At 33.8% G+C, this 13,080-nt stretch carries 8 protein-coding genes, 1 tRNA gene and 2 pseudogenes; 7 read left to right on the top strand and 4 right to left on the bottom strand.

Features of this window, described 5'->3' with window-relative positions; genetic code table 11:
• Positions 1 to 10: 10 nt before the first annotated feature.
• Together HMPREF1135_RS10215 and HMPREF1135_RS10210 are read right to left on the bottom strand one after the other, a co-directional pair.
• Complete coding sequence (locus HMPREF1135_RS10215; RefSeq protein ID WP_007594884.1) at positions 11 to 1,312, bottom strand: DUF1576 domain-containing protein; 1,302 nt, start codon at positions 1,310 to 1,312, stop codon at positions 11 to 13.
• 173 nt (positions 1,313 to 1,485) lie between these two features.
• Positions 1,486 to 1,565: transfer RNA gene (locus HMPREF1135_RS10210), tRNA-Leu, on the bottom strand.
• 203 nt (positions 1,566 to 1,768) lie between these two features.
• Here HMPREF1135_RS10210 and HMPREF1135_RS10205 point away from each other — a divergent pair.
• The 3 genes and pseudogenes from HMPREF1135_RS10205 to carB all read left to right on the top strand — a co-directional run.
• Positions 1,769 to 2,356, top strand: coding sequence for a uracil-DNA glycosylase family protein (locus HMPREF1135_RS10205; protein ID WP_007594882.1), 588 nt, complete (start codon positions 1,769 to 1,771; stop codon positions 2,354 to 2,356).
• Positions 2,357 to 2,407: 51 nt separating this feature from the next.
• Positions 2,408 to 3,380 (top strand): annotated as a pseudogene (locus HMPREF1135_RS13805) (carbamoyl phosphate synthase small subunit); the annotation flags it as partial.
• Positions 3,379 to 6,030 (top strand): annotated as a pseudogene (carB, locus tag HMPREF1135_RS10195) (carbamoyl-phosphate synthase large subunit); the annotation flags it as partial. The pseudogenes HMPREF1135_RS13805 and carB, both read left to right, overlap by 2 nt.
• A 71-nt stretch (positions 6,031 to 6,101) precedes the next feature.
• Here carB and HMPREF1135_RS10190 read toward each other — a convergent pair.
• Both HMPREF1135_RS10190 and HMPREF1135_RS10185 read right to left on the bottom strand, forming a co-directional pair.
• The gene (locus tag HMPREF1135_RS10190; RefSeq protein WP_242824854.1) at positions 6,102 to 6,458 is read right to left on the bottom strand and encodes a choline-binding protein A; all 357 of its coding nucleotides are present in this window, start codon (positions 6,456 to 6,458) and stop codon (positions 6,102 to 6,104) included.
• A 458-nt stretch (positions 6,459 to 6,916) separates the two neighbouring features.
• On the bottom strand, positions 6,917 to 7,819 hold the full coding sequence (locus HMPREF1135_RS10185; RefSeq protein WP_034243507.1) for a ketopantoate reductase family protein: 903 nt from the start codon (positions 7,817 to 7,819) through the stop codon (positions 6,917 to 6,919).
• Positions 7,820 to 8,427: 608 nt separating this feature from the next.
• Here HMPREF1135_RS10185 and HMPREF1135_RS10180 point away from each other — a divergent pair.
• From HMPREF1135_RS10180 to HMPREF1135_RS10165, 4 genes are all read left to right on the top strand, one after another.
• A complete protein-coding gene (locus HMPREF1135_RS10180) occupies positions 8,428 to 9,114 on the top strand; it encodes a response regulator transcription factor (RefSeq protein WP_007594867.1) in 687 nt (228 codons plus the stop codon).
• Entirely contained in the window at positions 9,104 to 10,093 is a 990-nt protein-coding gene (locus HMPREF1135_RS10175; RefSeq protein ID WP_007594866.1) for a sensor histidine kinase, read from the top strand. Before HMPREF1135_RS10180 ends, HMPREF1135_RS10175 begins: the two co-directional genes overlap by 11 nt.
• 167 nt (positions 10,094 to 10,260) lie before the next feature.
• Positions 10,261 to 11,016 carry an ABC transporter ATP-binding protein gene (locus HMPREF1135_RS10170; RefSeq protein WP_007594865.1) on the top strand — a complete coding sequence of 252 codons (756 nt, stop codon included), beginning with the start codon at positions 10,261 to 10,263 and terminating at the stop codon, positions 11,014 to 11,016.
• Positions 10,997 to 12,892, top strand: a complete 1,896-nt coding sequence (locus tag HMPREF1135_RS10165; protein WP_242824853.1) for an FtsX-like permease family protein — start codon at positions 10,997 to 10,999, stop codon at positions 12,890 to 12,892. The genes HMPREF1135_RS10170 and HMPREF1135_RS10165 overlap by 20 nt, the downstream gene beginning before the upstream one ends.
• The last annotated feature ends 188 nt before the right edge of the window (positions 12,893 to 13,080 follow it).

The raw sequence follows: 13,080 nt of genomic DNA, 5'->3' as shown, positions 1-13,080 counted from the left end.
TACTTAATAACTACGATTTATTTAATTTTTTTTCTTTATCATTTTTTCTTTTTTCAATAATCGACTCTATGACAGGAACCATGAAAATAGCTACGATACCGCCTGCAAAGCCGTTATTGTAAAGATTCAATCCCTTATAAACAATACCTACATTTAAAGCTACCGATGAATGTATAAAACCTGCTATAAGCCCTGCTATAATACCGAACTCTCCTGCAATAGGCGCCAGAGTGGTGGAAAGAAGGAGGGTAAGTGTAGGTGCCGGATCATTGATATACCATTGTTTTAAGAATGCCGAGAAGCATACACCCACCATTATAGGTAGGATATTTCTCATATGTTTACCTGCAGGAGAAAATCCTACAATTGTAAATATAGATCCGATAGTAGGTCCGTTTAAATCACCTTTTGTAAACAAGACAAATAAAGTAGCGATTATTCCGTTTGCAGCCATATTAAAGATATATACGGCATCTGAATATTCGTGTTTATAAGTTCCATGCACTCCGGTTTCTTTTAAAAGATTGAAGTATGAAGGTATTAATTTTTTGCCGTCAAGTATTATTGCAAGTATAATCATATATGAAAACAGTACAAACAGTGCAACCGCAAAAAGCGGAGTATGTGATCTGTCCCAGATAAGTCTTGTTTCAATATCTATACCGAAAGAGCGGAATATGGATACAAGCACTGTAGCTATAATACCTGATGAAAATCCTACATTGTAAAGAGAATATCCCTTATGTGAAGATTTTACATGAATGGATATAGGAAGCAATACATATCCTATAAGAAGTCCGGTAATACTTGCAATAATGATTTCAATTACAGGATTACTATGCAAGGTCTGCATTACCAAAGTAATTGCAGGTGAAAGGCTGGTTCCGTATAATCCATAATAGATATATTTCTTAAGTGAATATCCATGCAGTTTGGCATAAATAAAGAATCCGAAGAGTATCAGCCAAATATTTACCACGTTCTTTCCAAAGAGCGAGAAACCGAAAATAAGGTAAGAACTCACAACAATATGTCTGTCAAACTCTACCTTAAAATGGTGTAAAAGGAAAAGTAAAATAAGTGTGAGCGTTCCTGCATTAAAAAATGCCGCACCTATTCCTCCGACAACAATATAATCTGTAATCAAAAGGTCGGGTTGTATGATTATCTGCCATAATCCCGGTAAGATTTCATCTATCGGGGAAAAAATCAATGCAAAAACCATAAAATAAATAGGTACTGTAGAGATGAGCAAAAATCTCTGAGTATAAGTTAATGTTTTGGTGGCTCTGTAATGATCCAAAAACGCCATAAGAAACTCCCGTTTCAGGATTGCAATTAGTTATTTTTGTATGCTATCCTCTATCTTTTTTATTATAATTATAATTAATACAGGATAGTTTAGTCAAATGTTTTAGTCGGTATAAAGAAAAATATAAGAAATTTACAATATTAAAAAAGCTGCTACATAAGTAACAGCTTTACTGCGGGTGACAGGACTTGAACCTGCACGGTCGCCCACAAGAACCTAAATCTTGCGTGTCTGCCAATTCCACCACACCCGCATACTTGAAAAATTATACTTTAAAACAAAATTGATGTCAATAATAATGTAGAATATCAATCTGTATTTTTTTTAGAATTACGAATTTATTTTCAGTTTGAAAATCTCTATTTTATGGCATATCATATATGAAGATGTGTACGGGAGTATATGCGCTGCAAGACAAATGTTGATAGTCATTTTTAAATGTGGATAAGGAGACTTATGTTTTCAGGAAATGTTCAAAAGATATTTGATGAGATAATGTCGGACAAGGAAAATGAAAAATTTACAAAAGCCGGAATAGAGCCGCTGTTTTCGGCACCGGAGAATGCCAGAGTAATGATTGTAGGTCAGGCTCCGGGAATCAAAGCACAGGAGGCCGGAAAGTACTGGTTTGATAAAAGCGGTGACAGGCTAAGAGAATGGATGGGGGTAGATGAAAAGACTTTTTATGAATCTGATATCTTCGCCATTGTACCGATGGACTTTTATTATCCGGGAAAAGGTAAAAGCGGAGATTTACCTCCAAGAAAAGATTTTGCAGCCAAGTGGCATCCAAAAATATTAAAAGAATTATCTAAAGTTGATCTAATTATTCTAATAGGACAATACGCTCAGAAATACTATTTGGGCGATAAAGAAAAGTCCAATCTGACAGAGACCGTAAAAGCATATAATGAATACTTACCGAAGTATTTACCTATAGTACATCCTTCACCAAGGAATATGATATGGCTGAAGAAAAATCCGTGGTTTGAAGAAGATGTAGTACCGATTCTAAAAAATAAAATCAAAGAATATCTGAAGTAATAAATCAAATAAAACATTTCAAATTTAACAATATTTTTAGTCGAGGGAAAAATGAAAGCATATCTGATTTTGGAAGATGGAAGTATGTATGAGGGAAAAAGTGTCGGGGCTGATAAGAATGTGGTCAGTGAAATAGTGTTTAATACCTCCATGACAGGGTATTTGGAGGTATTGACCGACCCGTCATATGCCGGACAGGCTGTTGTTATGACATATCCGTTGATTGGAAACTACGGTGTTTGTTATGACGATAAAGAATCAAAGAGACCGTGGGTAGACGCATTTAGTAAGAGAATTATCTGAGTTCGCATCTAATTTCAGGAATGAAGACAGTGTTCAAAATTTCTTAAAATCAAATAATATTCCATGTATTAGCGGTATTGATACCAGAGATTTGACAAAGAGGCTTAGAGAGTATGGAACTATGAACGGGATGGTAGTATGTGAATCATCTTTTGACATGGCTCAAATCACTCAAAGGATAAATGAATACAGAGTAAAGGGAGTGGTAAAGAAAACCTCTACAGAAAAAATATATACTCTACCGGGAAATAAAAAGAGGGTTGTTTTGATGGATTTCGGAGCCAAAAAAAGTATTGCAAAAGAACTGCAAAAAAGAGGTTGTGAAGTCATAGTTGTGCCATATGATACATGTGCAGCGGACATTATAAATCTAAGACCTGACGGTATTATGTTAAGCAACGGTCCGGGAGACCCTAAGGAAAATACAGCTATAATAAAAGAAATAAAAAAGCTTTATGATACTGATATTCCGATATTTGCAATCTGCCTCGGGCATCAACTTATGGCATTGGCAACAGGTGCCGATACGTATAAATTAAAGTACGGACATAGAGGCGGAAATCATCCTGTAAAGGATTTGGAAAGCGGAAGAACATACATATCTTCACAAAATCACGGGTATGCGGTGGATGAGAGTACATTAGACAAAAATGTATGTATGCCGGCATTTATAAATGTAAATGATTCAACAAATGAGGGATTAAGATATATAAATAAGAATAGTATACAATGAAAAAGAGCTTAGAGAAACTCTTGAAAACGGACTCAGACTCTCAAGGGTAGGTCAGGTATTTGTAGAAAGATGTATTGCAGGTTGGAAAGAAATAGAGTATGAGGTAATGCGTGACGGTATAGGTAATGTTATCACTGTCTGCAATATGGAAAACATAGATCCTGTGGGAGTACATACCGGAGATTCAATAGTGGTGGCACCGAGTCAGACTCTTGGTGATAAGGAATATCAAATGCTTAGAAGCTCGGCTTTAAATATCATCACAGAGCTTGAAATTACAGGAGGATGCAATGTTCAGTACGCCTTGAATCCCGAAAGCCTTGAATACTGTGTAATAGAAGTAAATCCGAGAGTTTCAAGATCCTCAGCTCTTACAAGTAAAGCAACAGGATATCCGATAGCAAAGGTGGCGGCAAAAATTGCACTTGGATATACTTTGGATGAAATAAAAAATGCCGTAACAAAAAAGACCTGTGCGGCATTTGAACCTATGCTTGATTATGTGGTTGTTAAGATGCCAAGGCTGCCGTTTGACAAGTTTATAAGTGCAAAGAGAGTTCTTGGTACACAGATGAAGGCAACCGGTGAGGTGATGAGCATATGCACTAATTTTGAAGGTGCTCTTATGAAGGCAATACGCTCACTGGAGCAACATGTAGACAGTCTTTTAAGCTATGACTACAGCGGTTTTGATACAGCCGGTTTAAAAGAAGAGCTCAAAAAAGTAGATGATAAGAGGATGTGGGTAATTGCCGAAGCACTCAGAAAAGGAATTTCATTTGATGAGATACATAAGATAACAAAAATTGATAATTGGTTTATTTCAAAAATCTTCAATATTGTAAAGATGGAAAAGAGGCTGCCATGTGAAAGCCTTGAAAAAGAGCTTTTAAGGGAAGCAAAAAGGCTTGAATTTACAGATAAACTTATAGGAATACTTTCAGGAAAAAATGAAGAGGATATAAAGAATCTCAGGCTTAAGTTCGGTATAAGAGCGGCTTATAAGATGGTTGATACCTGCGCCGGAGAGTTTGAGGCACAAACACCTTATTATTATTCCTGCTATGACGGAGTAAATGAGGTAAAATCAAATAAAAAGAAAAAAGTACTTGTACTTGGATCGGGTCCTATAAGAATCGGACAGGGAATAGAGTTTGATTTTTGCAGTGTACATTGCACTCTTGAGTTTAGAAAAAGGGGATATGAGACCGTTATAATAAATAACAATCCCGAAACTGTAAGTACGGACTTTGATATTGCAGACAAGCTTTACTTTGAGCCTCTTACACCTGAAGATGTTGAAAGTATAGCGGATATAGAAAAACCTGACGGTGCCGTGGTGCAGTTTGGAGGGCAGACTGCAATTAAGCTGACGGAAAGCCTGATAAAAATGGGAGTAAAGATACTTGGCACAGATTCAAAGGATGTGGATGCCGCAGAGGACAGAGAGCTTTTTGATAAAATACTGGAGGAATGTGAAATACCCAGACCAAGCGGAGAAACGGTATATACGGTTAAAGATGCACTGGAGGCGGCAGGCAGACTCGGATATCCGGTGCTTGTAAGACCTTCTTATGTACTTGGAGGTCAGGGTATGCAAATAGCAATAAATGACAGCGATACTAAGGAGTACATTGATATTATAAACAGAATCGCACAGGATCATCCTATACTGGTAGATAAATATATTGTAGGAAAAGAAATAGAGGTGGATGCCATATGTGACGGAGAGGATATACTTATTCCGGGGATTATGGAACATATAGAAAGAGCGGGAGTACATTCAGGTGATTCCATAAGTGTATATCCGGTACAGACCTTAAGTCCTGCTATAAAGGATAAGATAGCTTTTTATACCGATAGGTTGGCTAAGGCTTTACATGTAAAGGGGATGATAAATATACAGTTCATTGTTGACGGTGAGAAGGTTTATGTTATAGAGGTAAATCCGCGTTCGTCAAGAACCGTTCCATATATCAGTAAAGTGACAGGTATACCTGTAATATCTTTTGCAACAGGAGTGATATGCGGGGAAAAATTAAGTGATATGGGATTTGGAACAGGGCTTGCAAAGGAATCAAAATTAACGGCTATAAAGATGCCGGTATTTTCTTTTGAAAAGATAAAGGGAGCCGATATTTCTCTGGGGCCTGAGATGAAATCCACAGGTGAATGTTTAGGTATAGGAAAAAGTTTTAATGAAGCTTTGTATAAGGCTTTTGCAGGAGCCGGAATAAGATTGCCGAGGTATAAGAAAATGATTATTACAGTCAGAGACAGCGAAAAGGCCAAAACCGTGGAAATTGCAAAAAGATTTGCCGCTCTCGGATATACGATATATTCAACAAGCGGTACGGCAAAGTTTTTAAATGAAAGAGGAATTAATGCAATTTATGTAAGAAAGCTTGAGGAGGAGGGGCCGAATATACTTGATCTTATACTAAGTCATGAGATAGACCTTGTTATAGATATACCTAAACAGGGAGTGGCAAGAAGTAAAGACGGATTTACAATAAGAAGAAATTCCATAGAGACCGGAGTGAATGTGCTCACCTCACTTGATACTGCAAAAGCGCTGGTAAGTTCATTGGAAAACAAAGAGCAAAAAACAGATGTAGTGGATATTACAAAGCTGTAAGTACACAGACGGCTTAAAGCTGTAAAACCACTAAGAGGCATTGAATAAATCAATGCCTCTTTATCTTTATCCTACTGTATTTTGGTCATTTTACCGGTGGAGTCCACATAGTAATTGTCGATCCACTGATCCACAGCTAATGTTCCATTGTCATTTAAGTAATACCAAGAGCCTGAAGACTTAATCCAACCTGTCTTCATGATGCCGTTCTTATCTAAAAAATAAGTCTGATCATTGTAACTGATAAAGCCTGTAGCGGGTTTACCTGAACCATCAACAACTTTCCACTCACTGCCTGTCTGACTCCATTTAAAGGAGTTAGCGTCTGTAATTTTCATGGCAGCATAGCCGGGTACAGCAACAGTCATGGAAATAGTGGCAGTAAGCAATAGCATAGATATAGTTTTCTTAAACATAACTGACCTCATTTTCCATCAATATATTCAAACTACATTCTTGTAGCTTGTTCTATCATTATAGCAATATTTTTTCGATTGAAAAGGGAATAAATATAATGGTAAGAAACTGTAAGAAAAAAGAAAGAGATTTCAGGGGAGTTTTTATTTTTGAATTAAAAAAGGATATACAAAATGTTACACTATACACGGGTAAACTTATGGAGTATAACACACCCTTGCTCCGGCATAATTCTTCGATGATTTCAAAGATTCGAAATTTAGTTGCAAAAATCTGCTACCACTTATAATCTCTTAAACAGCGTTCTGCTGTGTTTTTTGTGGTCGGCACTGATTTATACACTCACCTTATTTTATTGTATGATTATATCAGAAATATTGTATTTATGCGAAATTATCAACAAAGTCCACTGGTTATAAAAAAAATATGAATATTTTTTAGATATTTATATTTGGAAACACAATTCTTTCTATGTAAGCTGCCTTTGTCCCGGGTGCAAGGGCTGTTGGAGCTTGATATAAAACTCCCTATGCAGTCCTATCATCTCACTCCTTGCCTTCATCGAATGCCGATACATAAATTTATCACTGAAACTGCTTTTAAATAAAAATCTTAAAGCAAAAGCTAATATCTTAACAGGTACTACTATAAAAATATTAAGCTTCCAAGGAGAGATCTCTCCCAAATCTTTTTTCAAAAATATAAAATTTCTTTTTAATCTTTTTGCTGTTTTTTGTAGTATATTTTTTTCAAGTCCCACCTTTTTAGGACATACAGCTTCATAATATGCATCTGCAATAGGTATTACCATTGCTAAATGACAAAGTTGCCACTTATACATATCTCTTATTTCCTTATAGGGGATTTTTGATTTTTTAAATATTTTGGCAAGATATTTGCTTCTTTTGGTCTTTACACCTGTGATTTCTCCAAATGTTGTTAACTGTATAAATCTTGGAGTAAGTGAAGCATACAGTATATCATCGGTGATGCTGCCCCCTGCTCCCGGAAATGCGGGAAGTATCCTGCCCATACCGGCTATTTTCTCAAGTTCTTGATATTCAAAAAGGTTATTTACCATAGTTACTATACATTTACTTTTATTTGTTCTTAGTTCCGTCAATGCTTTTTTAAGTTGATCGTTTCTGACTGTCAGGAAAATAAAATCATAAATATCAGTATCTGAAAGTTTTGAACATAGCTTAACTCTAGCTTTTTTGATATTTTTATTTTCTAAATATAACAGTCCCTTTGATCTTAGCTTTTCTAATCTGGGACCTCTTGCATAGATGCTGACATCATAACCCGCATTGGAAAATATTACCGCATATAATGAACCTATTACACCTGCTCCATATATTAATATTCTCATACCCATATTGTTTTGATATCCTTTCCTCAATAAAACATTTGATTCAAATATATCATATAAACACTATTATTACCATTCTGGTTACCGTACACGGGTAATATATTTCCATTGTGAAAAATGCTGAAAATTATTTTTCAATTTTATTAGGATTGATTCGGTTAGTGGAGTTTTTGTCGGTAAATTTACGTAAATACAACATTTCTGATGTGAGTACATGAATCATATTTCCGGTAAGATTGAATAGTTTTTAGCCTTACAAGAAACATTATGTAAGGAAAAGGATGAGTTCTATGAGATCTTATGCAATATCAACAAGCTATGTATAAAGACGGAATAGCAACTAATAATGAACCTTGACAGCTTAATAAATACTTACAAACTCTGCCTGAGAGAAGTCCACCTACTTTTAGATGTATCATGATTGTTATAGCGTCATGGACTAAGTTTAAATATTTATATCACAGTTTTTAATTTAAATATTGTGCCGTGAATAATTCAGGTTAATGTTTAAGTCTTTATAAAATCTTCAACATATATCTATTAACTTGACAGGTAGATAAATGTTATACTATAAAATATTTTAAAGACTAAATTTAAAGGATAAAAATATGACATTTAAAATATGTATGATTGAAGATGATTCCGATCTTGCAAATATTGTAAGGGAACATCTTATAAGATATGATTTTGAAGTTTTTATTTGTGAAGATTTTAAAAATATTGATAAGTTTATTGAAAAGCACAGCCCTAATTTAATCCTGCTTGATATCAATATCCCATACTATGACGGCTTTTACTGGTGTAGCGAAATCAGAAAAGCGACCAAGGTTCCCATCATATTTATGTCTGCAAGAACCGAGGATTATGATCAGGTCAGGGCAATTATGAGCGGAGGTGATGACTATGTCACAAAACCGTTCTCCTATGAACTTTTACTTGCAAAAATCAATTCTCAACTCAGAAGAGCCTATGGCGAATACTCAGGAGGTGAATCGGCGCTTGAACTTGGAGACTGCTCCTTTAATAAGCTGCGCTTTACACTAAAATGCAAAGATAATCAGATTGATCTTGCAAAAAATGAGGCAATCTTAATAGGTATCTTGTTTGAGAGCTATCCAAATGTGGTAAGTCGTGAAAAAATACTTTCTGAAATCTGGGACAGTGATATGTTTGTAGAAGAAAACACCTTGAATGTAACTGTCAGCAGGGTAAGAAAGAAGCTTAAGGATCTGGAATCCGGACTACAGCTAATAACCGTAAGGGGTATGGGCTATAAGGTGGAATATGAAAAATAAAGATAGTTTAAAATTATTTTTTTCAGATAATATTTTACTTTATTTGATTGTATTCCTGACACAATTATTTTTCTTTGGTATCTTATTTTTTATTAAGGGAATATGGGTTGATGAGATTTTTTATTTCGGATTCTTAGTATTTTTTATGCTGAGCTTGTTTATTTTAATCAGACTTTATAAAACAGGGAGGATATATGAAAAGTTCTTACTAAAAAGCCCTATTTTAAATGATTATCTGATTGAAGAGCCAAGAAGTGAACTTGAAAAAAATTATAATCTGATGATTGAGGAAATAATAAAAAGTAGCAGCGATAAGGAAATAGCACAAAAGCAGGATAAAAGAATACAAAAAGTTATGATATACAGATTTGTCCATCAGATGAAAACACCTCTGTCTGTGCTTAAGCTTATTTGTGAAAATCACAGTGATGAGGATGATTATAAAAAGATAGTCAGAAATATAAATACTTTGGAATACAATCTGAATCAAATCCTTGATATCTACCGTTTGGATCAATTTAAAAATGATTTTGTATCCGAAAAAGTAGCTCTTAAGAGTATTTGTAAGGAATGTATCAATAGCTTAAAGGATTATTTTATAACATCTCAGATATATCCGAGGCTTGATATAAATGATGATATCTATGTGTATTCAGACTCCAAATGGTTGAAATTAGTTATTCACCAGCTCCTCACCAATGCGGTAAAATACAGTAATATCGGTCAAACAGTAAATGTAAGTGCGCAGAAAAATGGAGATAAAGTTTACCTCTCTATCATTGACCATGGTATAGGAATAGAGTCTGCTGATTTAAAAAACATTTTTGAACTGTTCTATATAGGGAAAAACGGAAGAAATAATGCCGATTCCAGCGGAATAGGACTTTATATAGTCAAAAAGGTCAGTGAATATCTGGGACATAAAATAGAGGTGAACTCGAATATAAATGACGGCACAACAATGACCATTATTTTTTAATAAAATCCATATACTGGTAATATTACAAAAATGTAAGCTTTTGTAATATTACCGGATTTTTATTTTATATTGCATCTGCTAAAATCATGGCATAGATTAAAATATTTAATTTAAAAGGACCTTGGAGAGGGTTATTAAAACTACTACTAAAATTTTTGGAGTAAAATATGATATTAAAAGTTTCAAATCTTGAAAAAATATATAAGGGAAAGATATCATTCAAAGCCCTGGAGAATATAAATATGGAAGTTTCCAAGGGTGAATTTGTTGCTATAATGGGCCCCAGCGGAAGCGGAAAAAGTACCTTTTTAAATACTATATCCACTATTGATAAACCCACTTCAGGTTCGGTTTTAATTGCGGGTAAAAATCCCTATGAAATGAATTCCAAACAGCTTTCAACATTCAGAAGAAAAGAACTGGGCTTTGTATTTCAGCAGTTTAATTTAATAAATACCTTAACAGTCGGAGAAAATATAATACTTCCTCTTACACTTGATAAGGCTGATATTAAAACAATGAAAACAAAACTTGAAGAAATCAGTGAACTTCTCGGTATCTCCCATTTACTTCATAAAAGGACCTATGAAATATCAGGGGGACAGGCTCAAAGAGTGGCTATAGCAAGGGCTGTAATAAATGAACCTTCCATACTGCTTGCAGACGAACCGACCGGTAATTTGGATTCAAAGGCGGCAAATGATGTGATGAAGCTTTTTAAAAAACTTAATGAATCCATGAATGTAACCGTTATTATGGTAACCCATGATCCCAATATCGCATCATATTCAGATAAAACCTATATCATAAAAGACGGCAATATTTATCAGGAGATCATTAACAGGAATGATGATAAAAACTATAAAAGAGAGATAATGAACACTATGAGTTTGCTTGGAGGTGATGAAATTGACATTATTTAATTTTGCATATAATAATATAAAAAGAGATTTTAAAACTTATTTATATCATTTTTTAAGCTGTGTATTCTCTGTTTTTATCTTCTTTTTATTTTCAAACCTTGCCATGCATCCGGCATTAAAAATAGTGGATTCGGGAAGCACTATAGGTATTATATTATTTATGGCAAGTATAATATCCATGCTTTTTTCCTTTGTACTGATTTTATATTCTGTGGGCAATTTTTTAAAAAACAGAAGTAAACAATTTGCAATACTGAATATTATAGGTGCAAGTAACGGGCAGTTTAATACACTGATTTTTTTTGAAAATATAATAATTTCAATATTTGCACTGCTTATCGGAATAATAATGGGATTGATTTTTTCAAAAATATTTTTAATGATTGCACAATCACTGATAGACGGATTAAATTTATACTTTTATTTTCCTCTTACTCCGCTGATACTCACTATTTTTTTAATGGGCGGATTGTTTTTACTTATATCATTGATTGCTCCTGTGATTTTAAGAAAGAAAAAAATAATAGACCTATTAAAAAAAGAAGAACTGGCTGAAAAAAATCATTTTCTGCTTTCACTGACAGCTGTTATTATTATATTGCCCATTACAATTTATTTACATATACAAAAGAATTTTTCCGGCTTTATCTATATATTTGAAATACTTGCCGGTATAAGTTTTTCATACTTTATTTATAATCTGATTTTTAATATCTATAATTTTTTTATGGAAAAAAGCGGGCGTATTTATATAAAAAATAATTTGATAAAGTTAAGTAATTTTAAGTATAAAATAAATACAAATATAAAGACCATGGCAGCCTCTATGATATTATTTTCCATAATACTGACCTCCTTTGTATATATAGTGGGTGCACCGCTTAGTATATCAAAAGATACTCAAAAGATAATGCCCTATTCATATATGTATGCAAACTGGGAAGATGAGGAAAAGGGTGCAAAAAAGGCTGAGCTGATATCAGAGGAACTTAAATCTATAGGTAGCTTTAAAGAACTTACAATATCCTATGCCAAGCTTAAAAACAAGTCAAGAACGGTAAGACATATTATTTTATCCAATACTATGTATAATGAAGTAGCTGATTTCTTAAACAGAGAAAAGATAAATCTCTCAGATAATGAATATTTCCTTATAGGCGTGGATGGCAAAAAAAATCCTGTTTTATCCGATACAATAAAGGATTTGATTTCGGGCTATGGCATCACTAAAGAAGCAGGATTCGATAAAAAAATAATTTCAATATCCGGCTATTTTACAAGTGTTACCGTTGTTTCGGATAAAAACTATGAGTCATTATCACAGGTTTTGGTAAAAGACAGAATATATGCTTTTACACAGAGTGATTTAACAAATGGAAGTATTAAAGATTTGGAGGCTCTAAAAAATATTATAGGATTTGAAGATGGGAAAGAAAGCCTGATGTCTTACAGTCTTTATTATGATATTGAAAACCTTACAAGAAGGCTGGTTTCCTATGTGGGAAGTATACTATGTATATCCTTTTTAATAGGAATAGCAAGTATTATCTACTCAAGACTTTACTCCTTTGTGGATGAAGAAAGTAAAAAATACAGTATTATGATAAAAATAGGACTTGGCAAAGCCGAGTTAAAGGATATACTTGCAAGTACATTGAGATGGCTTTTCGTTCTTCCCTTTATGACTGCGCTTGTTATATCATGGATAATTATAGGTATTATAAATCAATTGACATTAACCTCCTATACAGGTCTGGCTGTAATTTGCAGTTTTATATATCTGCTTACAGAATTGATTTTATATATAATTATAAAAAGAAAATATCAAAAGAAAATTTTTGATATAATTTATCCTGAATTATTCACGACACAATAACCAACTTGATACATCTTAAAAATGGGCAGTCTTCTCCAAGGTAGAGTTTCTGAGTGGTTATTAAGTTGTCAAGTTCATTATTAGTTACCATTTAGACTGTGTACATAGAAATTATTCTGTATAGGAAAAATATAGATACAAGCTGTTGATAACTTGGACACAAAAAATTCGGTTGGAACAGTTACCAA

The sequence above is a fragment of the Lachnoanaerobaculum sp. OBRC5-5 genome (genome assembly GCF_000296385.1).
GTDB lineage: Bacteria > Bacillota > Clostridia > Lachnospirales > Lachnospiraceae > Lachnoanaerobaculum.
The sequence above is the reverse complement of the archived record's forward strand: the minus strand, read 5'-3'. Positions and strand labels throughout refer to the sequence as shown.